At 64.9% G+C, this 24,946-nt stretch carries 26 protein-coding genes and 1 pseudogene; 10 read left to right on the plus strand and 17 right to left on the minus strand.

The window, feature by feature from the left end; genetic code table 11:
* Positions 1-135: 135 nt before the first annotated feature.
* Positions 136-1,521, minus strand: a complete 1,386-nt coding sequence (locus GTP90_RS06015) for a TIGR03013 family XrtA/PEP-CTERM system glycosyltransferase (RefSeq protein WP_161082645.1) — start codon at positions 1,519-1,521, stop codon at positions 136-138.
* A gap of 184 nt (positions 1,522-1,705) precedes the next feature.
* Between GTP90_RS06015 and nadB the strand changes: the two genes are divergently transcribed.
* Together nadB and GTP90_RS06025 are read left to right on the plus strand one after the other, a co-directional pair.
* Positions 1,706-3,322, plus strand: coding sequence for an L-aspartate oxidase (nadB, locus tag GTP90_RS06020; RefSeq protein WP_161082646.1), 1,617 nt, complete (start codon positions 1,706-1,708; stop codon positions 3,320-3,322).
* A complete protein-coding gene (locus GTP90_RS06025; protein WP_161082647.1) occupies positions 3,319-3,855 on the plus strand; it encodes a GNAT family N-acetyltransferase in 537 nt (178 codons plus the stop codon). The genes nadB and GTP90_RS06025 overlap by 4 nt, the downstream gene beginning before the upstream one ends.
* Before the next feature lie 24 nt (positions 3,856-3,879).
* Here the strand turns inward: GTP90_RS06025 and GTP90_RS36815 are convergent, their stop codons facing one another.
* From GTP90_RS36815 to GTP90_RS06045, 4 genes are all read right to left on the minus strand, one after another.
* Complete coding sequence (locus tag GTP90_RS36815) at positions 3,880-4,659, minus strand: PEP-CTERM sorting domain-containing protein (protein WP_254451750.1); 780 nt, start codon at positions 4,657-4,659, stop codon at positions 3,880-3,882.
* Positions 4,660-4,773: 114 nt separating this feature from the next.
* Positions 4,774-5,640: a carboxylating nicotinate-nucleotide diphosphorylase gene (gene nadC / locus GTP90_RS06035; protein ID WP_161082648.1), complete on the minus strand. Its 867-nt coding sequence runs from the start codon at positions 5,638-5,640 to the stop codon at positions 4,774-4,776.
* On the minus strand, positions 5,637-6,776 hold the full coding sequence (gene nadA, locus GTP90_RS06040) for a quinolinate synthase NadA (protein ID WP_161082649.1): 1,140 nt from the start codon (positions 6,774-6,776) through the stop codon (positions 5,637-5,639). Before nadA ends, nadC begins: the two co-directional genes overlap by 4 nt.
* 95 nt (positions 6,777-6,871) lie before the next feature.
* Positions 6,872-8,473 carry an ABC-F family ATPase gene (locus tag GTP90_RS06045; protein ID WP_161082650.1) on the minus strand — a complete coding sequence of 534 codons (1,602 nt, stop codon included), beginning with the start codon at positions 8,471-8,473 and terminating at the stop codon, positions 6,872-6,874.
* 182 nt (positions 8,474-8,655) lie between these two features.
* Here GTP90_RS06045 and GTP90_RS06050 point away from each other — a divergent pair, with 182 nt between their 5' ends.
* Complete coding sequence (locus GTP90_RS06050) at positions 8,656-9,222, plus strand: PEPxxWA-CTERM sorting domain-containing protein (protein ID WP_161082751.1); 567 nt, start codon at positions 8,656-8,658, stop codon at positions 9,220-9,222.
* On the opposite strand, the gene ldcA is transcribed toward GTP90_RS06050, so the two are convergent.
* The 5 genes from ldcA to queE form a co-directional block, all read right to left on the minus strand.
* Entirely contained in the window at positions 9,201-10,127 is a 927-nt protein-coding gene (ldcA, locus tag GTP90_RS06055; protein WP_161082651.1) for a muramoyltetrapeptide carboxypeptidase, read from the minus strand. The two genes, GTP90_RS06050 and ldcA, sit on opposite strands and share 22 nt — an antisense overlap.
* Before the next feature lie 10 nt (positions 10,128-10,137).
* Entirely contained in the window at positions 10,138-11,082 is a 945-nt protein-coding gene (locus GTP90_RS06060) for an alpha/beta fold hydrolase (RefSeq protein ID WP_161082652.1), read from the minus strand.
* Between the two features lie 75 nt (positions 11,083-11,157).
* A complete protein-coding gene (tadA, locus tag GTP90_RS06065; RefSeq protein WP_117015084.1) occupies positions 11,158-11,640 on the minus strand; it encodes a tRNA adenosine(34) deaminase TadA in 483 nt (160 codons plus the stop codon).
* Entirely contained in the window at positions 11,633-12,079 is a 447-nt protein-coding gene (gene queD / locus GTP90_RS06070) for a 6-carboxytetrahydropterin synthase QueD (RefSeq protein ID WP_117015083.1), read from the minus strand. The genes tadA and queD overlap by 8 nt, the downstream gene beginning before the upstream one ends.
* Before the next feature lie 2 nt (positions 12,080-12,081).
* Entirely contained in the window at positions 12,082-12,717 is a 636-nt protein-coding gene (gene queE, locus GTP90_RS06075) for a 7-carboxy-7-deazaguanine synthase (protein WP_161082653.1), read from the minus strand.
* Positions 12,718-12,860: 143 nt separating this feature from the next.
* On the opposite strand from queE, the gene GTP90_RS06080 reads away from it, so the two are divergent.
* The gene (locus tag GTP90_RS06080) at positions 12,861-13,694 is read left to right on the plus strand and encodes a sensor histidine kinase (protein ID WP_161082654.1); all 834 of its coding nucleotides are present in this window, start codon (positions 12,861-12,863) and stop codon (positions 13,692-13,694) included.
* Positions 13,695-13,706: 12 nt separating this feature from the next.
* Entirely contained in the window at positions 13,707-14,693 is a 987-nt protein-coding gene (locus GTP90_RS06085) for a sensor domain-containing diguanylate cyclase (protein ID WP_254451751.1), read from the plus strand.
* Positions 14,694-14,708: 15 nt separating this feature from the next.
* Here the strand turns inward: GTP90_RS06085 and GTP90_RS06090 are convergent, their stop codons facing one another.
* The 3 genes from GTP90_RS06090 to GTP90_RS06100 are packed head-to-tail and all read right to left on the minus strand — an operon-like array spanning position 14,709 to position 16,738.
* Positions 14,709-14,957 (minus strand): hypothetical protein, encoded by a 249-nt coding sequence (locus GTP90_RS06090; protein WP_161082655.1) that lies wholly within the window; start codon positions 14,955-14,957, stop codon positions 14,709-14,711.
* Positions 14,958-14,959: 2 nt separating this feature from the next.
* Entirely contained in the window at positions 14,960-15,742 is a 783-nt protein-coding gene (locus GTP90_RS06095) for a DNA/RNA non-specific endonuclease (protein ID WP_161082656.1), read from the minus strand.
* 33 nt (positions 15,743-15,775) lie between these two features.
* The gene (locus tag GTP90_RS06100) at positions 15,776-16,738 is read right to left on the minus strand and encodes a helix-turn-helix transcriptional regulator (protein WP_161082657.1); all 963 of its coding nucleotides are present in this window, start codon (positions 16,736-16,738) and stop codon (positions 15,776-15,778) included.
* Positions 16,739-16,823: 85 nt separating this feature from the next.
* Between GTP90_RS06100 and GTP90_RS06105 the strand changes: the two genes are divergently transcribed.
* The gene (locus GTP90_RS06105; protein ID WP_161082658.1) at positions 16,824-17,459 is read left to right on the plus strand and encodes a LysE family translocator; all 636 of its coding nucleotides are present in this window, start codon (positions 16,824-16,826) and stop codon (positions 17,457-17,459) included.
* Positions 17,460-17,607: 148 nt separating this feature from the next.
* Here the strand turns inward: GTP90_RS06105 and GTP90_RS06110 are convergent, their stop codons facing one another.
* Complete coding sequence (locus tag GTP90_RS06110; RefSeq protein WP_161082659.1) at positions 17,608-17,835, minus strand: hypothetical protein; 228 nt, start codon at positions 17,833-17,835, stop codon at positions 17,608-17,610.
* A gap of 381 nt (positions 17,836-18,216) precedes the next feature.
* Here GTP90_RS06110 and GTP90_RS06115 point away from each other — a divergent pair.
* Positions 18,217-19,272: pseudogene (locus tag GTP90_RS06115) on the plus strand (methyl-accepting chemotaxis protein); the annotation flags it as partial.
* Here the strand turns inward: GTP90_RS06115 and GTP90_RS06120 are convergent.
* Positions 19,269-19,919, minus strand: coding sequence for an HAD family hydrolase (locus GTP90_RS06120; RefSeq protein WP_161082660.1), 651 nt, complete (start codon positions 19,917-19,919; stop codon positions 19,269-19,271). The pseudogene GTP90_RS06115 and the gene GTP90_RS06120 sit on opposite strands and share 4 nt — an antisense overlap.
* Positions 19,920-20,043: 124 nt before the next feature.
* Between GTP90_RS06120 and GTP90_RS06125 the strand changes: the two genes are divergently transcribed.
* Entirely contained in the window at positions 20,044-22,776 is a 2,733-nt protein-coding gene (locus tag GTP90_RS06125; protein ID WP_254451752.1) for a PAS domain S-box protein, read from the plus strand.
* Here the strand turns inward: GTP90_RS06125 and GTP90_RS06130 are convergent.
* Complete coding sequence (locus GTP90_RS06130) at positions 22,773-23,414, minus strand: FABP family protein (protein WP_161082661.1); 642 nt, start codon at positions 23,412-23,414, stop codon at positions 22,773-22,775. The two genes, GTP90_RS06125 and GTP90_RS06130, sit on opposite strands and share 4 nt — an antisense overlap.
* Before the next feature lie 28 nt (positions 23,415-23,442).
* Positions 23,443-23,862: an ATP-binding protein gene (locus tag GTP90_RS06135; RefSeq protein WP_161082662.1), complete on the minus strand. Its 420-nt coding sequence runs from the start codon at positions 23,860-23,862 to the stop codon at positions 23,443-23,445.
* 40 nt (positions 23,863-23,902) lie between these two features.
* Between GTP90_RS06135 and GTP90_RS06140 the strand changes: the two genes are divergently transcribed.
* Complete coding sequence (locus tag GTP90_RS06140; RefSeq protein WP_161082663.1) at positions 23,903-24,355, plus strand: FecR family protein; 453 nt, start codon at positions 23,903-23,905, stop codon at positions 24,353-24,355.
* 3 nt (positions 24,356-24,358) lie between these two features.
* Positions 24,359-24,946: an OmpA family protein gene (locus tag GTP90_RS06145; RefSeq protein WP_161082664.1), complete on the plus strand. Its 588-nt coding sequence runs from the start codon at positions 24,359-24,361 to the stop codon at positions 24,944-24,946.

A 24,946-nucleotide genomic window follows, 5' to 3' on the forward strand; every position in this document is an offset into this window, starting at 1 on the left:
TCGCAAGGCATGCCGCGCCAAACGCCCCCGCATGCCCGCGCGCGCGCCAGCCGCCGCGCAGCAGCAGCGCCGCCAATGCCGCGAACGCCAGCGCTGCCAGCCCGTAGCTGTAACCGGCCACCAGCGTCCACGACATCAGCGCCCGCCTTTTCCAAACAACACCACTTGCACCGTGTCGATCAGGATCAGCAAATCGAGGAACAGGCTGTTGTTCTTCACGTAGTACAGATCGTATTGCAGCTTGCGCTGCGCATCGTCCACCGAGGCGCCGTAGCTGTAGCGCACCTGCGCCAGTCCGGTGATGCCGGGCTTGATGCTGTGCCGCACGTTGTAGTAGGCGATCTGGCCGCACAGCTGGTCGACAAAATACGCGCGCTCCGGGCGCGGACCGACAAAACTCATCTCGCCCTTGAACACATTGAGCATCTGCGGCAACTCGTCGATGCGCAGCTTGCGTATCCAGTGGCCGACGGCGGTCACGCGCGGGTCGTCCAGCGCCGCCCATTTCGGCTTGCCGTCCTGCTCGGCGTCCAGCCGCATGCTGCGGAACTTCAATACCTTGAAGCGGCGGTTGTCGCGCCCGACCCGCTCCTGCTGGTAGAACACCGGGCCGCCGTCCTCGATGCGGATCGCCAGCGCCGTCAGCAGCATCACCGGCAGCGCCGCCACGCAGATCGCGCCGCTGGCCACCAGGTCGAAGGCCCGCTTGACGGCCGCCCGCAGCAGGCTCTGGTCGAATCCACCGCCGAAGATCAAATAACTGGGCTGCAGCGAATCGACGCGGATCTGGCAGGCCTCCCGCTCGAAAAAGGTGGCGGCGTCGGTGACCTGCACGCCGCCCAGCGCGCATTCAAGCAACTGCCGCACCGGAAACGCGCCGTTGCGCCGGTCGCCGACCGACACGACAATCTCATCGATCGCATAGCGCCGCGCCAGCGACAGCAGGGACAAGTCCGCCGGCAGCAGCATCGTGGCCGGCACGCAGGATACCTCGCCGGACACCGGCACAAAACCCACCACCTTGAACGCATGAAAACCGACACTGCTGGCGCCAAGCTCCAGGCACTCGCGCGCCGTGGCGCCGTCGCCGATGACGATCAGCCGCTGCTCCATCATGCTCGACTGGGCCGACGTGAACACCACCAGCCGCGCCAGCAGCACCGCCGCCCCGCCCAGCACGAACACCACGCTGCCCACCCGCCCGAACGGCAGGCCGGGGAGCATGCTCGACAACAAATTCATCAGGCAAAAGCCCAGCACGAACGACGGCAGGATGCGCAGCAAGGTGTTCTTGATGTCCTCGCGCGACTGATTATGCTGGTACATGCCGAGCGTGCCCATGCTCAGCACCATCACCAGCGCGAACGCCAGCGCCGGCAGGTACAGCTGGTCGGCGCCGCCATGCCGGCCCTTGAGCCACAAGGGCGCGCTGGCCACGGCCGCCGTCAACAGCACAAGCAGCTCCAGCAGCAACAGCATGAAGCCCATCTTCGACACATAATGGTGGAATATCCTGATCACGATCCGCTCCCCGGCACCAAACGGCGGTGTAGTTCCGATCATCGCCAACACCCGGCAGCTGCGTCTTGAGCGGCCACAATCGGCTGCTCGGTTCAGGCCCGAAATCGCGGAAAATCAGACGGATATGACGCGTTCATGACAAATGGTCTATAGTCATGGTTCCTTACCGCATTCAAACGTAATCATGAAATTTGATGTTGCAATTGTCGGCAGCGGACTGGCCGGCCTGTCGGTCGCCCTCCACCTGGCCGAAACGCGCACAGTCGCGATCATTTCCAAGCGAGCCCTGAAGGACGGCGCCAGCAACTGGGCCCAGGGCGGCATCGCCGCCGTGCTCGATTCGGGCGACAGCCACACCCAGCACATCGACGACACGCTGGTCGCCGGCGGCGGCCTGTGCGACGAGGGCGCCACGCGCTACATCGTCGAGCACGGCCGCGAGGCGATCGAATGGCTGATCGAACAAGGCGTGCCCTTCACCCGCGACGACACAGCCGAACTGGGCTTCCACCTGACCCGCGAAGGCGGCCACAGCCAGCGCCGCATCATCCACGCGGCCGACGCCACCGGCCACGCCGTGCAGGTGACGCTGGAGGAAAAAGTCCGCGCCCACCCGAACATCAGCCTGTTCGAGCACCACTGCGCGATCGACCTGATCACCTCCGACAAGCTGCATCCTGTCAAAAAAGGCAACGCCCAGCCCAAGTGCTACGGCCTCTACGTGCAGGACGAGAAGACCGGCCAGGTGCTGACCTTCGCCGCCGAGCACACCGTGATGGCCACCGGCGGCGCCGGCAAGGTCTACCTGTACACCACCAATCCCGACACCGCCAGCGGCGACGGCATCGCCATGGCCTGGCGCGCCGGCTGCCGCGTGTCGAACATGGAATTCATCCAGTTCCACCCGACCTGCCTGTACCACCCGTACGCCAAGTCCTTCCTGATCACCGAGGCGATCCGCGGCGAAGGCGGCCTGCTCAAGCTGCCTCCGGAAGCAGGCGCCGCCGCCGGCACCCGCTTCATGCTGGCCCACGACGAGCGCGCCGAACTGGCGCCGCGCGACGTGGTGGCGCGCGCCATCGACTTCGAGATCAAGAAACGCGGCCTCGACTACGTGCACCTGGACATCAGCCACAAGCCGGCCGAGTTCCTGATCGAACACTTCCCCACCATCTACGCGCGCTGCCTGGAACTGGGCATCGACATCACCAAGCAGCCCATCCCGATCGTGCCGGCCGCGCACTACACCTGCGGCGGCGTGGTCACCGACCTGCAAGGCCGCACCGACCTGCCCGGCCTGTACGCCGTGGGCGAGACCGCTTGCACCGGCCTGCACGGCGCCAACCGCCTGGCCAGCAACTCGCTGCTTGAATGCGTGGTGATCGGCCGCGCCTGCGCCACCGACATCGCCGCCAAGGCCCCCGGCGAAGTGCCCTACCTGCCGGACTGGGACGAAAGCCGTGTCACCGACGCAGACGAGGAAGTGGTCATTGCCCACAACTGGGACGAGCTGCGCCGCTTCATGTGGAACTACGTCGGCATCGTGCGCACCACCAAGCGGCTGGAGCGCGCCCAGCACCGCATCGCGCTGCTGAAGGAAGAGATCGACGAGTACTACCAGAACTTCCGCATCACGCACGACCTGCTGGAGCTGCGCAACCTGGTCGACGTGGCCAACCTGATCGTCAACAGCGCCTTGCAGCGCCACGAAAGCCGCGGCCTGCACTTCAGCCGCGACTATCCGGAGACGCTGCCGAAAGCCCTGCCAAGCATCCTGACGCCGTCCCGCCGCAAACAATGATCACCGTGCGCGCAGCCCAGCCAGCCGACATCCCCGCGATGGAGGCGCTGATCGCGCGCTCGGGGATCGAGTTGAGCGATGGCTTCTACACCAAGGAGCAAGCCGAGGCCGTCACGCGCCACGTGTTCGGCGTGGACAGCCAACTGGTCGCAGACCAGACCTATTTTCTGATTGAAAAGCATGGGGAGTTGGTGGCCTGCGGCGGCTGGAGCAAGCGCAGCACGCTGTTCGGCGCCGACCGCGCCAAGCAAGGCGCCGATCCGCTGCTCGATCCGGCCGCGGAAGCGGCGCGGATCCGCGCCTTTTTCGTCGATCCGTCGGCGGCCCGGCAGGGCCTGGGCCGCTTGCTGCTGACCCACTGCAGCGACGCCGCGTCAGCCGGCGGTTTCCATACGCTGGAACTGGCCGCCACCATGCCAGGCGTGCCCCTGTACCTGGCATGCGGCTTTACGCTGGTCGAACGATTCGAAATTACACTGCCCGGCGACATCAAGGTGCCGCTGGCAAAGATGCGCAAGAGCATAGCCCCCTAGCACCGCCCAGCAGCACCAGGCAGCTTAAGCCGATTTCTTACGGCGAACCATGTAGCCCAGCAGGCCCAGCCCGGCCAGCATCATGCCATAGGTGGTAGGTTCAGGCACAGGTGGGGAGACCGAACCGAAGCCGTCCAGGTAGGCGTAGCCGGTGTGTGCGGTCGGCTGGCAGTCGGCCGCCAGCAGCGACAGCGTGAAGCTGTGGCCAGACAAGGATTGGTCGATGCTCAATTGTTCCACCTGCCAGTTAGGCGTGTAGAACAGGTCGCCATGGCTGGCGAAACGGCTGTCCACGCCGCCACCGGTGTAACCCGCGTTGTAGCTGCGATTGATCAGCAATTTGCCGGTGGTGTCGTCAGTCAAAGTCAACATCATCAGCGCCGATTCGTCTTCAACGTGGCCGCCATTCTCCAACACTGCTTTCCAGGCGAAATAGATGTTCGCCTCGGTGTAGTTGCTGACCTTCTGGCTGATGACCGTCGCCAGGCCGCCGGAGATCGTATCTTCCGCGCGATAGGCATATTTGCCGCTGTACACGGTCGTCCCGATCAGCGAGCCCAGGTTGGGATCGACGTAGCTGCCATCGATCACGGCGCCACGGGAGCCGCTGTCCTGGTTCAGGCTGCCGCCTGGCAGGAATTGGGAAGGCAGTATGCTGGCGTTGTTGGTGTAGGAACGGTCACCGCCGCCGGTCGTCCAGCCGGCGGTCGTGCCAGCCTCGAAGTTACCGTTGACGAAACCATCCGCATGCGCCAAGCCAGCCAGGCCCAGCGCCACAACACCCGCCAAAAATTGCAATTTCATCGAATTCGCTCCTGTCGTTAGTGGTTAAAAAAATAACAGGAGCGATTATATTATATTTAAGTCATTCTTAATTAATAATATTAATGAAATTAGATGAATTTTTCAGTGATGACCTTAGCCGACGATGCGCAGGGAGTAGTCCGTTGCGCGCACGTCCTTGGTCAGGCTGCCGATGGAGATGCGGTCCACGCCGGTTTCCGCGATGGCCCGCACGGTCTCGAAGTTGATGCCGCCGGACGCTTCCAGCAAGGCGCGGCCGGCGTTGAGCCGCACCGCCTCGCGCATCATGTCGAGGCTGAAGTTATCCAGCAGGATGGACGCGGCGTCGGCCGCCAGGGCCTCCTCCAGCTCGGCGATGCTCTCCACCTCGACCTGGATCGTCACGCCCTTGTCCAGGCGCTTGGCCGCCAGCACCGCGGCGGTGACGCCGCCGGCCGCCGCGATATGGTTTTCCTTGATCAGGATGCCGTCGTATAGCGCCAGGCGCTGGTTCTGCCCGCCGCCCACGCGCACCGCGTACTTCTGCGCCAGGCGCAGGCCAGGCATGGTCTTGCGCGTATCGAGGATGGCCGCGCGGGTGCCGGCGATCACATCGACATACTTGCGGGTCGCGGTCGCAACGCCCGACAGCAGCTGCAGGAAATTGAGCGCCGCGCGTTCCGCCGTCAGCAGCGCACGCGCCGGGCCCTGGATGGTGCAGACCAGGCTGTCGGCCTTCATCAGATCGCCCTCGGCATACTGCCAGTCGATCTCGATGCCGGCCTGCATGCAGTTCATGATGCCTTCGAACCACGGCGCGCCGCACAGCACCGCGTCCTCGCGCACGATCACGCGCGCGGTGGCGCGGCCGCCATCGGGCACCAGCAGGCCGGTCAGGTCGCCGCTGCCCACGTCTTCCAGCAGGGCCGCCAGCAGGTTGCCTTCAAAGGCCGACTTCAGCGCGTCGTCGAAAGGCGCAAAGGTGTTGACTAAGGTACTCATGCCGGACCGATTCCCGAAAACAGTTTAGCTTCTTTTGCCAGGTCAGCGCCGGGCTGCACCTTGGCCTTCTTGGCTGCCGCGAAATCCAGCATGCGGTTGATGGAAGTCACCGCCTGCTTGCCGATTTCCGAATCCACATGGATCTCGTTGGCGCCATCCATTTTTTCCAGCACGTCGGCCAGGTTCTGCAGGCCGTTCATCGCCATCCACGGGCAATGCGCGCAGCTCTTGCAGCTGGCGCTGTTGCCGGCGGTCGGCGCCTCGATGAAACGCTTGCCCGGCGCGGCGGCGCGCATCTTGTGCAGGATGCCGTTGTCGGTGGCGACGATGAAGGTATCGGCGTCCGACTCGACTGCGGCGTTGATGATCTGCGTGGTCGAGCCGACCACGTCCGCCAGCGCCACCACATTGGCCGGCGATTCGGGATGCACCAGCACCTTGGCGTTCGGATACTCGGCCTTCAGCAGATCGAGTTCGATGCCCTTGAACTCGTCATGCACCAGGCAGGAGCCCTGCCACAGCAGCATGTCGGCGCCGGTCTGCTGCTGGATGTAGGAGCCCAGGTGCTTGTCCGGCGCCCATAGGATTTTCTTGCCCTGCTCGTGCAGGTGCTTGACGATGTCCAGGCCGATCGACGAGGTCACCATCCAGTCGGCGCGCGCCTTGACGGCGGCGCTGGTGTTGGCGTACACCACCACCGTGCGGTCCGGATGGGCGTCGCAGAAGGCGGTGAACTCATCGGCCGGGCACCCCAGGTCCAGCGAGCAGGTCGCGTCCAGGTCCGGCATCAAAATGCGCTTCTCGGGGCTGAGGATCTTGGCGGTCTCGCCCATGAAGCGCACGCCGGCCACCACCAGCGTCTTGGCCGGATGGTCGCGGCCGAAGCGCGCCATCTCCAGCGAATCGGAGACGCAGCCGCCGGTTTCCTCGGCCAGGTCCTGCAGGTCGGCGTCGACATAATAGTGGGAAACGAGCACGGCTTCCTTTTCCTTCAGCAGGCGCTTGATGCGCTCCTTGAGGGCGGTGCGTTGCTCGGGGGATGGCGTCGCTGGCGTGCGCGCCCAGGCGTGGGCGGTGCAGCTGGCTCCGTCTTGATGGTGCTCGTACTCGACGGATTTGATCTCTATGGTTTCCATGGTGTTCAGTGAACGTAAAACGGGAGGCAATAACTATCGCACATTGCAAAGAATCCCGCTTGCGGCGGGATTCTTTATCGGACTCGGACCGACGCTTAGTCGATGCCTTGGCTGCTCAGGTAGTCTTCGTAGTTGCCGCGGAAATCGACCACTTCGTTTTCCTTGATCTCGATGATGCGGTTCGCCAGCGACGACACGAATTCGCGGTCGTGGGAAACGAAGATCAGCGTGCCGGCGTATTTTTCCAGCGCGATGTTGAGCGACTCGATCGATTCCATGTCCATGTGGTTGGTCGGTTCATCGAGCAGCAGCACGTTGTGGCGGCCCAGCATCAGCTTACCGTACATCATGCGGCCCTTCTCGCCGCCGGACAGCACCTTGACCGACTTCTTCACCTCGTCGCCGCCGAACAGCAGGCGGCCCAGGATCGAGCGCACGGCCTGGTCGTCGTCGCCTTCCTTGGTCCAGTGGCCCATCCAGTCGGTCAAGGTCTCGCCCGCCGCGAATTCCTCGGTAGGATCCTGCGGCATGTAGCCGACGTTGGCGTTCTCGGCCCACTTGACCGTGCCGTGGTCGGCGTGCAGGCCGGCGATGTCGTCGCCGCCGATGCAGCGCAGCAGCGTGGTCTTGCCCGCGCCGTTGGCGCCGATGATGGCGATGCGCTCGCCCGCCTCAACCATGATGCTGAAGTTATTGAACAGCTGGCGGTCGTACTTCTTCGAGATCGAATCCACCTCGACCGCCAGGCGGTGCAGCTTCTTCTCGCCGTCGAAACGCACGAACGGATAGGCGCGCGACGATGGCTTGATGTCGTCGACCTTGATCTTTTCGATCTGCTTGGCGCGCGAGGTCGCCTGGCGGGCCTTGGACTTGTTGGCGGCGAAGCGGCGCACGAAGTCCTGCAGCTCGGCGACCTTTTCCTTGGCCTTGGCGTTGTTGGCCAGCTGCTGGTTGCGGGCCTGGGTCGACGCGAACATGTACTCGTCGTAGTTGCCCGGATAGATCTTCAGCGTGCCGTAGTCCATGTCGGCCACGTGGGTGCAGACCTGGTTCAGGAAGTGGCGATCGTGGGAAATGATGATCATGGTGGAGTTGCGCTCGTTGAGCACATCTTCCAGCCAGCGGATGGTGTTGATGTCCAGGTTGTTGGTCGGTTCGTCGAGCAACAGGATGTCCGGATTCGAGAACAGCGCCTGCGCCAGCAGCACGCGCAGCTTCCAGCCTGGCGACACATTGCTCATCGGACCCTGGTGCAAGTCGATGCTGACGCCCGCGCCCAGCAGCAGCTCGCCGGCGCGCGACTCGGCCGTGTAGCCGTCATATTCGGAGACCTTGCCTTCCAGCTCGGCGGCCTTCATGTAGTCGTCGTCGGTGGCTTCGGGATTGGCGTAGATCGCATCGCGTTCCTGCATCGCCGCCCACATTTCGGTGTGGCCCATCATCACCACGTCCAGTACGCGCATCTCTTCGTAGGCGAACTGGTCCTGGCGCAGCTTACCCAGGCGTTCGTTGGTATCCAGCATCACGTTGCCGCCCGACGGTTCCAGGTCGCCGCCCAGGATTTTCATGAAGGTGGACTTGCCGCAACCATTGGCGCCGATCAGGCCATAGCGGTTGCCATCGCCGAATTTGACGGAAATGTTTTCGAACAACGGCTTGGCGCCGAATTGCATGGTGATGTTAGCTGTACTTAGCACGGATAAGGCCCTTAAAGCATGGATTTGATTAACCGGGCATTTTACCACTAGCTGGGCATGCCGGGCGAATCGAGGGGGCGTGGATGATTTGCCACATCAACATTTCCCATTGGACAATCCCCCTTGAATGAGAGTACTATGACAACTCTCTTGCAATAAAAATACTTAATGGGGTGCCATCAATGAAGAAATTAGCAATCGCCGCAGTCCTGGCCGCCAGCGCCTTTTCGGCACAAGCCGCCACCGAGCTGGTCGTCAACGGAAACTTCGAAACCGGCACCTTCGCCGGCTGGACCAAGTCCGGAAATCCTTCGCTGTCGGACGTCATTTCCAATACCGTGACCTCCAACCATACCTACGTATGGCGCAGCGGCGCGACCGGTTCGCCGGCGTACATCAGCCAGGCCTTGGCAACCTCGGCCGGCTCGACCTATACGCTGAGCTTTGATGTGTACAATAGCGCCACCAGCAACGCCACTTTTGAAGCGGATTTCAACGGTGTGAGCGTGTACGGTTTCTCGAATGAAGTGCACAACTGGAGCCACGTCACGCTGACCGGCCTGACGGCGACCGCCGCCACAACCGAACTCAAATTCGGCGCGCGCAACGATCCGAGCTTCATTCGCCTGGACAACGTCAGTGTCACCGTCACGGCCGTACCTGAACCGGAAACCTACGCCATGCTGCTGGCCGGCCTGGGCCTGGTGGGGGTCGCCGCCCGCCGCCGTCAGCGTCCCAACGTCGGATAATCGCTGATCGTCAGATCGAAGCCGCGTTCGCTCGATACCAGATGCGCCATGCCGCCGTAAGGCAGCGTGGCGCGTTCTTTGATGTGGCCAAATGGCAGGCCGGTCAGGACGGGCATCGGCAAGCGCTCGCGCAGGTAGGCCAGCATGGTCTCGAAATCGTAGCCGTTGTCGAAGGCGCTGAGCTTGTAGCCCGAGAAATCGCCCAGCACCAGCGCCCGCTGGCCGTCCAGCGCGCCGGCGTACAGCAGTTGCAACACCATGCGCTCGACCCGGTACGGATGCTCGCTGATATCCTCCAGGAACAAGATGCCGTTCGGCTCGGACGCGAAATATGGCGTGCCCAGCAGGCTGACCATCATCGCCAGGTTGCCACCCCACAGCTTGCCGCCGACATCGACCAGCGGATTATCCGAGCCCCCCTCCGCCACCGCGCCGCGCACCGTATGCACCGGACCGCGCAGGCAATCCCAGAACTGCCGCAGCGTGTAATCGACCGGCGTCTCGCGGATAAAATCGTCGCACATCATCGGGCCGCCAAAGCTGATGCGGCCGGTCCGCTTCATCAACGCCATCTGGAACGCCGTGAAATCGCTATAGCCGACAAATAGCTTGCCGCTGTCCGCCATCGCCTGAAAATCGATCGACGGCAACAGGCGGCTCATGCCGTAGGAGCCGCGCAGTGCGATCACCACCTGCACGTCGGGGTCGGCGGCGGCGGCGTTCAGCTGCGCCAGACGGCCGGCATCGGTGCCGGCGAAGCGCTGGAACTTTTTATCGTCGTCGTAATAGTTGTGGACCAGATGGCCTTGCTGACGCAGGCGCTCGATGCCGTTTTGAAGTGCTGCATGGTCGGGCGCGTAACCGCCCGTGGCGGCAATCGCGATGCCGAAAGTCGATGTGCTCAAAATACCCCTGTCATTGGTGGGTGCCGCTGCCCGCCCGGTGCGGCGTCAGCGGAGGATGGTCCGGCAATATATTACCGCGCAGGTGATGCTCAAGCAAGGCAAGCAGGCGCTCGATCAACTGCGGCGGCAGGTCGTGCCCCATGCCCTCGATCACGTGCAGCCTGGCGTTGGCGATCGAGGCCGCGGTGTCGGCGCCGCAGGCCAGCGGCACCAGCGGATCGGCCGCGCCATGGATCACCATCGCGGGGCAGCGTATCTTGCGCAGCAACGGCGTGCGGTCGCCCGACGCCACCACGGCCACCATCTGCCGCGCCATGCCGGCCGGACAGGTGCTGCGGTCCAGCGCCCGCTCGATGCCGTCGCGCAGTTGGCGCTCCGGCGTCGGGAACGAGGGACTGCCGATGATGCGATACACCTGCACCATGCGGTCGACCACGTCGCGCCGGTTGTGCGGCGAGGCGGGCGTGCGCATCAGCGCGTTGCGCGCGGCCGGCGTCGGGCCGGGCAGGCCGCGCCGGCCGCTGCTGGACATGATGGACGTCAGGCTCAGCGTGCGCCCGGGATGGCGGGCGGCGAAGATCTGCGCAATCATCCCGCCCATCGACGCGCCGACCAGGTGCGCGCCGGCGACGCCCAGCGCGTCGAGCAGGCCGAGCGCGTCGTCGGCCATGTCGTTGAGCGTGTAGGCGGGCGCCTGCTTCCAGCCCACCAGCGATTTCAGGTAGGCCAGCATCAGATTGGGTTGCTTGAGGTGGTCGAACTTGCTGGACAGGCCGCTGTCGCGGTTATCGAAGCGGATTACGTAATAGCCCTGCTCCACCAGGCCGTCGACCAGGTCCTGCGGCCAGGAGATCAGCTGCATGCCCAGGCCCATGATCAGCAATACCGCCGGGTCCAGCGGATTGCCACTGGCCTCGTAAGCGATCGTGATGCCGTTTGCTTGTGCGGTAGCCAAGGCGGTCTCTCCCAGGACGGTACGGATAACAGTAGTTTGAGCATACCATTTTTACCGCACCGGAGAAAACCGCCGCTATTCCGGCGTGCCGCGCCTGGCCGCGGCGGCCGCCGCGCGCCGGGCGGCAAAGAAGGATTTCAACATCGCGCCGCACTCGTCGGCCATCACACCGCCGGCGATGGCGGTGTGATGGTTGAGCTGTTCCTGCTCGAACAGGTTCACCACCGAGCCGCAGGCGCCGGTCTTGGGGTCGGTGGCGCCGTACACCACCTTGGCCAGGCGCGCATGCATCATCGCGCCCGAGCACATCACGCACGGCTCCAGCGTCACGTACAGTTCGCAGCCCGGCAGCCGGTAATTGCCCAGCGCCTCGGCCGCCGCCCGCAGCGCGACGATTTCCGCGTGCGCGGTCGGGTCATGCCGGCCGATCGGCTGGTTGTAGCCGCGCGCGATCACCACGCCGTCCTTGACCACCACCGCGCCGACCGGCACCTCGCCCAGATCCCACGCGTGCTGGGCCTGTTCGAGCGCCTGCCGCATAAAATCGTCGTCAGGCATCGGTGATTTCTGCCCAGCAGTTAGGGGTTTCGTGCAGGACCAGCTTGTGCAGGTGCAGGCCGGTGCCGTAGCGGTCCTTGTAGGCCGCCTTCAGGATTTCGAAGGCCACGTGGGCCAGGTTTTCCACGGTCGGAATGCGGTCGATCACCACCGTCTTGTGGCCCGGCAGCGTGGCGAGGAAATCGCGCACCGCCGCATCCTTCTCGTAGACGATGAAAGAATGGTCCCAGACATCGACCAGGTGTTCCTTGGCCAGTGCCTTGATATCGGAAAAGTCCATGATCATGCCGTTGTCGGAATTCCCCTCGGCCGTGATGATGTTGCCGGTCAGCGTGATTTCCAGCGTGTAGCGGTGACCATGCAGGTTGCGGCACTGGCTCTTGTGGTCGGGGATGCGGTGGCCGGCGTCGAATTCCAGCTTGCGGGTAATGGTCAGCATGATTAGGGTATCTGTAAAAGTTTATGGGTTTGCAAGCTCAGTTTCCATTTCGGATTGCGCTTGCAGGTGTCGATCGCCAGTTTGGTATTGAACTCGGCCAGCGGGCCATCCATCGCCTGCACAAAGAAATGCTCGAAGTCCAATTGCTCGTAGGCCGACAGGTCCTGGCCGGTCTGGGGGATCACCACCTTGATCTCGCTGCCCTTGGTCACCACCAGCTTGGAACCCATCTTCGGGCTGACGCAGATCCAGTCCACGCCTTCCGGCACCGGCAGCGTGCCGTTGGTCTCGATCGCGATCGTAAAACCGGCCGCATGCATCGCATCGATCAGCGCCGAGTCCAGCTGCAACAACGGCTCGCCGCCGGTGAACACCACGTATTTGCTGGCGGTATAAGTGTCCGGCCACAGCGCGTTGATGGTCGCGGCCAGCGCTTCCGGCGTGGTGAACTTGCCGCCGCCCTCGCCGTCGGTGCCGACAAAGTCGGTATCGCAGAACTGGCAGACGGCGCTGGCGCGATCGCTCTCACGTCCGGTCCACAAATTGCAGCCGGAAAAACGGCAGAACACGGCGGGACGCCCGGCGTGGGCGCCCTCGCCTTGCAGCGTGTAAAAAATCTCTTTGATGCTGTAAGTCACGGCAGTTCCTGATAGGACAACCCTCAATTATATCCCACGCCACACTTTCCGGTCTATGCCGGCGGAAATTGACATTGCGCAATACTACTGCACGGCAACGACGTAATGTTGATCTGGTGGACGCTACCAGGGGAAAATAAATCATGCGCTACGCACAACCGTTCTTGGAAATTGATGTCATCGCCGTCGGCGCGGTACTGCTCGCCGGCATAGCACTGTTAATGTTGTGGCGGCAACGCCGGCTCCGGGCGGCGCTCTCGGCCATGGATGCCGCACTGGCCCGCGAGCGCAGCCGCAGCGAACTGGCCGACCAGGCGCTGGCCGACACCCGTGCGCAAGTGTGCCGCCTCAACACCAGCCAGCAATCGCTGCGCGATGCCGAACGCCGCCGCATCGCCCGCGACTTGCACGACGACATGGGACAGCACCTGCTGGCCATGACCTTCGACGTCGCCAAGCTTGCGCAGCAGCACGAAGCGCTGGCCCAGCCGCTGGCCCAGGTGGAGGCGCGCCTGCAAACAGCCACCCGCTCCCTGCGCACCATTGTGCGCGATTTACGCCCGGAGCAGCTGGAAAGTGGTTTGCAAGGCGCCGTCCAGCAACAGGTCGAACAGTTTTCGCGCCTGAGCGGCATACCCTGCCGGCTGGAAGCGGAAGGCGAGGCCTTCAGCGCGCCGACCGACGAGCGCCTGGACGCGGCGGTCTACCGCATCCTGCAGGAATCGCTGAGCAATATCGCCCGGCACGCGCAGGCGTCCGAGGTCTGCATCGGCCTGTGCCGCGTGTCCGGCAGCCTGAGCCTCACCGTGCGCGACAACGGCATCGGCCTGCCCGATCCGCCCGCCCGGCGCGGCTGCGGCCTGCGCGGCATCGCCCAGCGCGTGGCCGAAGCCGGCGGCCGCTTCGACATCTCCAGCCAACCCGGCCACGGCACCGCGCTGACCATGTCTTTCCCGATTCAACCAACGTTCGCATAACGGGGACCAACAATGTCCACTCAAAAAATCCAGCACCTGATGGAATTCTCGCAAGCCGACATGCAACACGGCTTCGCGCTGAAACTGATGGAGTTGCTGGTCATACCGACTTTCGTCATCGATGTCCACGGCAAGGTCATCATCTGGAACCGCGCCTGCGAGCGGCTGACCGGCGTCGACGCCTGGGAAGTGCTGGGCACCACCGACCACTGGAAGAGCTTTTACCACGAGCAGCGCCCGACACTGGCCGACCTGGTCATGCACGGCCGCGACGCCGACGCCCAGGCCTTGTACAACCAGCACGTGCGCCGCAACGACAACGACAGCGGCCTGCGGGCCGAAAACTGGTGCGACATGCCGCGCGTGGGCCGGCGCCGCTACCTGGCGGCCGACGCCAGCCCCATCTTCGACGCAGAAGGCAAGCTGGTCGCGGTGGCCGAAACCCTGCGCGACGTCACCGACGAAAAACGCGCCCAGGTGGCGCTGGAGCAATTGGCCACCCGCGACGGCCTGACCGGCCTGGCCAACCGCCGCTGCTTCGACGACACCCTGCTGGCCGAGTGGCAGCGCGCGCTGCGCCAGGAGCAGCCGCTGTCGCTGTTGATGGTCGACGTCGACAATTTCAAGCAGTACAACGACGCCTACGGCCACCTGGGCGGCGACGAATGCCTGCAAAGGATAGCGTGCGCGGTGTCGAGCGAGATGCGCGCCAACGACCTGGTGGCGCGCTACGGCGGCGAGGAGTTTGCCGTGATCCTGCCCAACCAGTCGCTGAAAGGCGCGGCCATCGTGGCCGAGCGCATCCGCTGCCGGGTGGAACAGCTGCACCTGCCCAACCTGGGCAGCACCCGGCATGTGGTGACGGTGAGCATAGGCGCGGCCACCGCGCTGGCGGCGCCGGGCAGCGACCCGAGCCAGCTGGTGGCGACGGCCGACTCGGCTTTGTATCGCGCCAAGCACATGGGCCGCAACCGGATCAGCCTGCCGGACCAGTCTTAGCGGCCACAGGGGCGGTCAGTCGAACGGGTTGGCCACCGTCTGCGTGGCTGGCGGCGGCAGCTTGGCCGGCAGCTTTTGCGCCTCCAGCCGCGCCACCACATCGCCCAGCAATCGATGCAGCGCGCGGGCGTCGGCCAGGCCGGCCTGGTCGGCGGTCAGGTCGACATCGCCGCTGAGGGTGATGCGGTCCAGCCGGTTTTCTATCGACAGCTGGCCAATGTTCAACACGTCCGACTCGTTGGCATAGGGGACAAATTTACTCATGATTAGCTCCGGGATTTACGTGGCTTGACCTTAGGCAGACGCAACATCGTCTCCTTTTGCTCGGCCGACAAGGACGGCAGCAGATTGATGCCGACCCGCGCCTCCAGCTGCGCCACGCTCAGTGTTTCATATTCCGCGTCGGCGCGGTTTTCGATAAAGAAGGCGGCGCCGGCGCGCTGGCGCGGGCTATACACCAGCTTGTACAAATGGGTGGGCACCAGCACGTTGCCGGCCTTTTGCAGATTATCGCCGATGAAAGCCGGGCCGGTGATCACGTACAGGTCGCCCTCCTTCTGCGCCAGCTTGCGCACGGCGCCCTCGATGCCGGCCCAGACGTGGCGGTTGTTGTCCGCGTCCTGCGGCACCATGTTCGCCAGCGTAAAGCTCTCGTGCTGGGTTTCGCGGTCCGGCATGTCGCCGTTCGGCGCCATGTGGCCGCGGTCGTAGCCGCTGCGGGCGTAGTCGGACAGCTCGGCGCGCACGCCGGCCGGCAACTGCGGCTCCGTGTGGAAGGAATTCTCGCGCGACAAGGCCTTGGCCGCCTCGATATTATCGGCGGTCAAATGCTCGGCCGACCACAGCGGCGTGCGGGTGATCCCGGAATGCATGACGCCGAACACGCCGAAGCACAACTCGGTGGTGGCGGCGTTCATCTTGGCGTTGCGGATTTCCGGCAGGCGGCCATCGACATAATGCGCGGGGCAATTGCCGGCCCAGGCCAGGCCGGCGCCCAGCAAGCCGCAAGCAAGCGCTGCCGCTGCGACAGTTCTTTGAATCAGAAACATAATTCCTTCGAGAAAATTTGGCGTGGCGGCATTCTAGCGGAGCCCGGCCGCCCGCAACAAGCGCCCGGCAACCGTGCGCAACTCCTCGCGCAGCGCGTCCGGCTCGACCACCGTGAAGGCGAACGGCGCGGCGGCCAGCTGGCGCGCCAGCCAGCCCAGGTCGTCGGACTGGTTACGCAGCAGCACGCCGTCGGCGGTCTGCTCAAACAGGCCGATGGTGTCGACGAAGGCGCGGCGCGCGGTGGCCAGGTCGGTCTCCAGCAGGATCGTGGCGGCAAACCTGCGCGGCAGCGCGGCCACCGACAGGCGCAAATGCTCAAGCGCATCAAAACCGGCCGGCAACTGGAAACCGCCCCGCGCCGGCGCCACCTGCAGCACGCGGTCGAGGCGGAAGGTGCGGATATCGGCACGCAGATAGCAGTAGCCGACCGCATACCAGTAGCCGCCGTAGTACGCCAGCCCGTAGGTATCGACGTCGCGCTCGCTTTCGACGCCGCCGGAACGGTAGCGCAGGTGCACGCGCCGGCGCGACTTGGCGGCCAGGCTGAGCGCCGTCAGCGCCGCATTGTCCTGCGGCCCGGCCCCCTGCTGGGCAACGGACCGCAGATCCAGCCGCACCGTCCCATCGATGGCGTCCACGCGCTGGCGCAAGCCGTCCGGCATGATGCGCCCCAGCTTGGCCTGCGCGCTGGCCACCGCCGGGGCCGCCTCCGCCAGCCCCAGCCCGCGCGCCGCCAGCAGGCCCAGCGACAACGCCAGCGCCTCGTCGTCGGTGAACATCATCGGCGGCAATTTAAAGCCGGGCATCAGCGCGTAGCCGCCGTAGCGGCCGCGTTCGGCCATGATCGGGATGCCGATCTGTTCCAGCATGACGATGTAGCGGCGCAAGGTGCGGCCGTCGACGTCGAGCCGGCGCGCCATCTCGGCGCCGCTCATACGGCCATGGGTTTGCAGCAGCTCCAGGACTGCCAGCACGCGGGTGGTGGGATGGTACATGCCGCAAAGATAGCAGGTTTATAGGGCCAAATCCGTCCTGATTGATCGCTAAGCTGGACAAAACACACCAACCAGGGAGTAACACATGAGTCAAACCGCCAATCTGTGGCTGTATTTTGTCGTCGTCTTCGGAGTGATCGCCCTGCCCGGCCTGGACATGGCCTTCGTCATGGGCAGTTCCATGCTGGGCGGGCGCCGCTCGGGGATGGCGGCGGTCGGCGGCATCATCACCGGCGGCTTCTGCCACCTGTGCATGGGCGCGCTGGGCGTGGCGGTGGTGCTGCAATGCTGGCCGCCGCTGTTCAGGATCATGCTGCTGGCGGGCGCGGTCTACATCGCCTGGATGGGCTACAGCCTGCTGCGCAGCGACAGCATCTTCCACCCGACGCCGGGGGCCGAGGCGATGGCCGACGCCGTCATCTTCCGCCGCGCGCTGACCACCAGCCTGCTCAACCCCAAGGCCTACATCTTCATGCTGGCGATCTTTCCGCAATTCCTCAAGCCGGGCCAGGGGCCGCTGTGGGTGCAGTCCGGCGTGCTGGGCGGCATCACCGCGCTGACGCAGTTGGGCGTCTACGGCGCGCTGGCCTATGCCGCCAGCGGCGCCAGCGGATGGTTTGCCGCGCACCCGGCCGCCGCCACGGTCGCCGCCCGCGTCATGGGTGCGCTGCTGATCCTGACGGCCGTGCTGAGCGCCAGCCGGGCCTGGATCCAGCCGTAAAAACAAAAAGGGCCGGAACCGCGACGGTTCCAGCCCTTCCAAACATCCGCCCTACCAGAGGCTGAGTTTTATTTCAATTGCGACAACACTGCTTATTATTTTACATCGTTTAGCAACCGGCAGGTGAAAAATATGGTGATGGCCACCATCACGACGGCTTGTTGCGGCGGGCGCTGCGGGTGGTGTTGGCGCGCCGGTGCCCGGTGCCGCCACGGGGCGCCTTGGCTTCCTTGGTCTCCCCGGCCTCGGACCGTTGCTTGTTGACGATGCGGGCAGCGACCTCTTCCTCCCGGCCCGGATAGCGGCCTTCCTTCTCGAATTTGTGCTCCAGTTCCTTGTATTCGCGCTCGCGCTTGGGACTCGCTCCTTTAGACATGATCATCTCCTTACTCTGTTTGCTGGGACCATGCTACCCAAAGCGCAACACTGCCGTCGCACGCCAGCGAAATATTGCTAAAAGTTATAGATTCGCACGACCGTTCGCTGCTACACTTTCTGTTCCCCGGAGCAAATACCGGTACTCAAAATCACAATAAAACGAGACATGAAAATAGCCGACATCAAGATAGGTCAGCGCCTGACCATTGCCTTCTCATTAACAACAATGATGCTTGCCGTGGTGGTCGCGGTGGGCTCGGCCGGCCTGCGCGCGACCAGCGTCGAGCACGCCTCCGGCAACGCGCAGCAGATCGCCTCCTTCTACAGCACGCTGATGATCGCGCTGGGCGTGGCCGGCGGCGCACTGAGCCTGTTCACCGCGTGGTTCATCACGCGCGGCATCGTCGGCCCCATCCGCCATGCGGTGCGGGTGGCGCGCACCGTGGCAGGAGGCGACCTCAGCTCCCACATCGAGATACGCTCCCGCGACGAGATCGGCCAGCTGTCGGCCGCGCTGAAGGACATGAACGCCAGCCTGATCAGCATCGTCACCGAGGTGCGCGGCGGCACCGAGGCCATCGGCACCGCGTCGTCGGAAATCGCCGCCGGCAATATGGACCTGTCCGAGCGCACCGAGCGCCAGGCCGGTTCGCTGGAAGAGACCGCATCGTCGATGGAGGAGCTCACCTCCACCGTCAAGCAGAACGCCGCCAACGCGCTGCAGGCCAACCAGCTGGCGGTGTCGGCCTCCGACGTCGCCGGCCAGGGCGGCGCGGTGGTGGCGCAAGTGGTCGACACCATGGCCTCGATCAACGCCTCGGCGCGCAAGATCGTCGACATCATCGCCGTCATTGACGGCATCGCCTTCCAGACCAACATCCTGGCCCTGAACGCCGCCGTGGAAGCGGCCCGCGCCGGCGAACAGGGACGCGGCTTCGCCGTGGTGGCCAACGAGGTGCGCAACCTGGCGCAACGCTCGGCAGCGGCGGCCCGCGAAATCAAGGGCTTGATCGGCGACTCGGTCGGCCAGGTCGACGCCGGCGCCAAGCTGGTCGACCAGGCCGGCGTGACGATGACGGAGATCGTCGCCAGCGTGCGCCGCGTCACCGACATCATGAGCGACATCGCCGCCGCCAGCCAGGAGCAGCTGTCCGGGATTGAGCACATCAACGGCGCCATCGCCGAAATGGACCAGACCACGCAGCAGAACGCGGCATTGGTGGAACAGGCATCGGCGGCTGCCGCCACGCTGCGCGACCAGGCGATGCATCTGCAAGGCGCGGTCGGCGTGTTCAAGCTGGTGGGCGATGCGGGTGGGCGCCGGAGCGCCAGCGTCAAGCCGATCCAGTCCGCGCGGCGCGGCGCCCAGGGTCCAGGCGAACAATACGCCGCGCTGGAAGCACCATCGGCGCGGCGCGCGTCGTCGGCCCGCTAAGGCGCGATCAGCTGCTCGATCTCGGCCAGCAGCTGCGGCATGGTGTCGACCACGCGCCAGGCGCCGGGAAAGTCATGGCCGCGCGTGAGCTCATTGCGCAGCACGATGCAGCGGATGCCGGCCGCCGTCGCGGCTTGCAGGCCGCGCGGCGAGTCTTCCACCACCAGGCATTCGTCGGCGCGCACGCCCAGCCGCTCAAGGCCCAGCAGGTAGGGATCGGGCGCCGGCTTGCTGCGCGCGTAGGTTTCGAAGGTCAGCACGAACTCGAAATGCGGCAGCAAATCCAGGCGGTCGTGGATGATCTCGAAGTGGTCGCGATTGGAACTGGTCACCACGCCCATGCGCAGGCGGGGCGACAGGCTGGCCAGCACCTCGCCGACGCCGTCGATGGCGGGGATGGTTGCGGAAGCCAGCGTGGCCGCATACTGGCGATTGCGCTCGTCGCGCCAGGCGTCAATCTCGGCGACGCCGAGCTGGGGTTCGAGCAGATGCCACGCGCCGCAGTTGTCGGCCAGGTACCAGTCGAAGAAGTGCCGTTCGCTCAACTCCAGCCCCAGCGGCCGGAACAGGTCCCGGTTCGCCTCGTAAAACAGGCGTTCGGTGTCCACCAGCACGCCGTCGTTGTCCCACAAAATCGCCCGCAGCATAGTCCCTGTTCCGTGTAAAGCGCCGGCTGGCGCGGTGTCGCATCGTTGCAGCGGGCATTGTACCCGCTGGCCATGCAGGTCCGGGTATGTAATACTCCCTTCAACATACTTAAAACAGAGCAACATGGCCGTTTTAGCACTGCTGCCGCGCAGCCTCAAGTCCCGCATGACCGCCGTCGTGGTAATGCTGGTGCTGATCGCGACCGTGATCGTCACCTGGGTCGCGCTGGTGCTGGCGGAGCGCGACATGAAGGGCGTGATCGGCAACCAGCAGTTCGCCCTGCTCTCCTCGGCCGCCGCCCAGGTGGACGCCCAGATCAGCGCGAAAAAAGCCCTGCTGGCCAGCCTGGCCGACGCCGTGCCACCGGACGCCGGCCAGGACCCGCAAGGCATGAGCGCCTTCGTGGCCCGGCATCCGGCGGTGCGCAAGCAGTTCCTCAACCTGCACATCTTCAACCAGAACGGCGTGCTGATACACACCGAAGGCGAAGGCGCGGCCGTGCTGGCGCTGGACGAGCGGCCGCGCGCCTTCCTGCGCAAGGTGCTGGCCGATGGCCGCGCGGTGGTGTCGCCGCCGTTCAAGAGCATCTTGTCCGGGCGCCCCGCCATCATGATCATCCAGCCGGTGCTGGACGCACAAGGCAAGGCGGTGATGCTGCTGGGCGGTACCATCGACCTGATCGACTCCGACTTCCTGGCGCAGATCGCGGCCCAGAAGCCGGGCAAGACCGGCTACGTGTTCATCATGACCACGCAGGGCATCCTGCTGCACCATCCGAATCCCCGGCGGCTGCTGGAGCACATCAACGCGCGCCCCGGCTACAACCGCGCCACCGAAATGGCGCTGCAAGGATTCGAAGGCTGGACCGAGGCCGCCAACAAGGACGGCAGCGAAGGCATCTACTCGTACAAGCACCTGTCGACCACCAACTGGATCATCGGCGCCCGCTTCCCGGTCGACGAGGCGTTCGCGCCGATGATCGAGATGCGCCGCCACGCCATGCTGGCGGCGGGCGCCTTCGCCGCACTGGCCGGCCTGATGGCCTGGCTGGCGATCCAGACCCTGCTCAAGCCGCTGGAACGGCTGCGCCACAACATCAACGACATCCGCAACGGTGAGGCCAGCATCGGCGTGCTGCAGCGCCGGCGCGCCGACGAAATCGGCGAATTGAGCGGCGCCTTCCACGAGCTGATGGCCGAACGCGAACGGACGCAGGAGGCCATCCGCGAAAGCGAATCCCTGATCAGCAATATCCTCGAACAGGCGCCGGACGCCTTCGTCAGCTGCCAGAGCAACGGCACCATCACCAAATGGAACGCCGCCGCCGAGCGCACCTTCGGCTGGAGCCGCGAGGAAGCCATCGGCCGCGACATCGCCGACCTGATTATCCCGCCGGACCAGCGCGCGGCGCACAACGCCGGCATGGCGCATGTCGCCAACGGCCGCATCGGACCGATGGCCAACTCGCGCGTGCGCACCACTGCGCTGCACCGCGACGGCCACGAGGTGCCGGTCGAACTGTCGATCAACGCCTTGCGGCACGGCGGCGCATACTATGCGACCGCCTTCCTGCATGACATCACCGAACGCGTGCTATACGAACGGAAGATCGCCGACAGCGAGAAGCGCCTGCGCATGATCGCCGACGGCATCCCCGCCCTGGTGGCGTATATCGACCAGGACAACCGCTACCACTTCACCAACGAGTACTTCCGCACCATGCTGGGCCTCGATCCGCAGGCGATGATAGGCCGGACCATGGAGGAAGTACTGGGCAAGGAGTTCGCCGGCTCCCTCGCTCAGTACTATGAAGCGGCGCTGCGCGGCGAGCGCGTGCACTACGAGCGCGAGGGCCGCAAGGACGGCCAGCCGCAGCAAGTGATGGGCGACCTGATACCGGACATCGCCGCCGACGGCAGCGTCGCCGGCATCTACATGATGGCGGTCGACATCACCGAGCGCAAAAGCGCGGAGCTGCGCCAGGCCGCCAGCGAGAAGCGCCTCAAGCTGTTGACCGACAACCTGCCGGTGCTGATCACCTACCTGGACGACAAGCGCCGCTTCCAGTTCGTCAACGCCACCTTCTTCCAGTGGTTCGGCGTGGCGCCGGACAAGCTGATAGGCCGCCACCTGGTCGAAGGCATGGGCCGCGACCACTACGAACAGGCCGAGGCCCACCTGGAAAAGGCCTACCGCGGCGAGAACGCCACCTACGAACTGAAGGCGCAAATCGACGGCAGCCTGCACACGCTGGAGACCACGCTGGTCCCGGAGATCGGCGCCGACGGCACCGTGGTGGGCATCTACACGCTCACCCACGACACCACGCGCATGAAGGAAATCGAGGAGCGCCTGACGCAGCTGGCCCGCATCGATACGCTGACCGGCATCGCCAACCGCCTGATGTTCGAAGAGATCCTGCAACTGGCGCTGGTGCGGGCCAAGCGCAATCGCCGCTCGCTGGCGCTGGCCTACCTGGACGTCGACAACTTCAAGATCATCAACGACACCATGGGCCACGGCGCCGGCGATGTCGTGCTGAAGGAGTTCGCCTCGCGGCTGGTGGGCAATGTGCGCGCCTCGGACACCGTTGCGCGGCTGGCGGGAGACGAGTTCGTGATCGTGCTGGAACAGGTGAACGGCCACGGCGAGGCCGAGCGGCTGGCGGCCAAGATCATCGATGCGATGCGCCGGCCGTTCCACATCGCCGGCAAGACGATGCGCATCACCACCAGCATCGGCATCGCACTACAGAAGCACGACGCCGAAACGCCGGCCGAACTGGTGGCCCGCGCCGACAGCGCGCTGTACGCGGCCAAACGCAATGGCCGCGACGGATACGCGCTGTCCGATTAGGCGGGGACGCCGCTCGCCATGGGATTGGCCACCGGCTCGGCGACCTTGAACAGCAGGTTGCGGTCGACGTGGTGGAACGGCTCGTCCTGGCCGCGTATCATCATCACCGTGTCCTCCTCATAGCCCCAGCTGCCATCGTCGTTGATGGTGACCTTGATGCGGTACTCGACGGTCTTGAAGCCGTATTCCAGGAAGGGATTGGAACGGATGCCGTAGGTATCGGACTCCAGCCGCGCCACCAGTTCGAACTCCTTCGCGTCCGGCGCCACCACGGCGGACGCCATGGCGATCTGCCCGCGCGGAATGCCCAGCGTCTGGATCACGGTGCTGGTGGCCGGCTCCCACAGCCAGTAGCCGACCTGCTCGTGGTAGGTCTTGGCCTGGCCAGGCTTGTTGATGATGATGAGGTAGCGCAGGCCGTAGAACAGCTGCGGGCCATTGGTGACGGGATCGATCGGATAAAGCTCGATGCGCTCGACGTAGGCCTGCTTGCGTGGACCGTCCGCCTTCGGCTTGATATCGAGGCCACGCTCGCCCTTCCAGATGCCCGCCATCGGCGCCAGCGGGCCGAGGTTGTTCAGGGTGTTGACGTCGATGGTGGACGGTTCGGTGTAGATATCGCTGGAAAACTCGCTCATGCATGATCCTGTTGGTTGAAGATAGCCTCTATTGTAAGGCGATCTCGATACGATTGCGTCCCCCGGAATACTGATAGGCCACCGCGCTGCCCAACTGGCGTATCAGCAGCAAGCCGACACCGCCCACGGCCCGCGCCGCGATGGGCAGCGCCGGATCGGGCGGCGGCGGGCCCTGGGTGAACGGATTGAAGGCCGGCGCCTCGTCCTCGTACACCAACCGCGCGCCGTCGACGCCCACCCACACCGAATGCGCGCTGTCGCCGCCATGGCCGTGCAGGATGCTGTTGCGCAGCAGCTCCTCCAATATCAGCTCCGCGCGCGCCACCACACCCGGCCCGAGGCCGGCCTGCTTCAACGCCATCGCGGCAAACGACATCGCGCCGGAGACCGCATCCAGCCGCGCCGGAAACCGCAACAGCTGCGCAATACCGGTTTCTTTTCTGTCCATTCGAGCATATTATCGGAATGCTTATCCCAGGAGAAGAAACATGCGTAACTTAAAAGCCGCCATTGCCACGGCGGCCGCCCTACTCGCTGTGGGCGGCTCCTGCGCCGCCGAACAGCCGGCCGGCATGATCAAGACCGCCAAGGGCATCGCCGCCATAGAGCGCGCCGGCAAACAGACCCCGGCCGCCCCCGGCGCCGCGCTGATGGCCAGCGACCGCGTGGTCACAGGCGCCGATGGCAGCGTGGGCATCACGCTGCGCGACGAGACCCTGCTGGCGGTGGGCCCGAACAGCAATGTGTGGCTTGAAAAATACGCTTTCGATCCGACCTCGCACGACGGCGTGCTCAATGCCACCGTCAAGCGCGGCACGCTTGGCGTCATCTCCGGCAAGCTGTCCAAGCAATCTCCGGGCGCGGTGCAGTTCCGCACGCCCACCTCCATCCTGGGCGTGCGCGGCACCGAATTCGTCATCGACGTCAAGGACGGAGAGTAAAGCATGGCCATGCTGATCTGGATCGCCTGCCTGTTGGCCGCCGTCTCGCAGCAACGCACACCGACCGAACAAATCACCCTGCTGCCCAGCCAGGACGGCAAGGCCAGCGCGGTCATCATCACCACCGCCGGTGTCGACACGGTGCTCGACCATCCCTACCAGACCGCCGCCATCGATAGCAAGGGCGCCACCGTCAGCGCCGGCAACGGCGCCGATATCGGCAGCCGCTATGCCTCCACGCTGGCCGCCATGCCACAGCGGGCCGCCGTGTTCACGCTGTACTTCGTCACCGATACCGATGCGCTGGTCCCGGAATCGGCGGCGCGGCTGGCGGACATCAAGGCGCAACTGGCGTCCCGGCCCGCTCCCGAGATCATCGTCATCGGCCATACCGACACCGTCGCCAAGCAGGCGTACAACGACGAGCTGTCGCTGCGGCGCGCCGCCACCGTCAAGCAAATGCTGGTGGAAGTGGGCATCGAAGCGGACCGCATCGCCGTGCAGGGACGCGGCGAGCGCGAACTGCTGGTGCCCACCACCGACGGCGTCGACGAGCCGCGCAACCGCCGCGTCGAAATCCGCGTGCGCTGA

The sequence above is a fragment of the Duganella vulcania genome (assembly GCF_009857655.1).
In the GTDB taxonomy this organism is placed as follows: Bacteria; Pseudomonadota; Gammaproteobacteria; order Burkholderiales; family Burkholderiaceae_D; genus Rugamonas; species Rugamonas vulcania.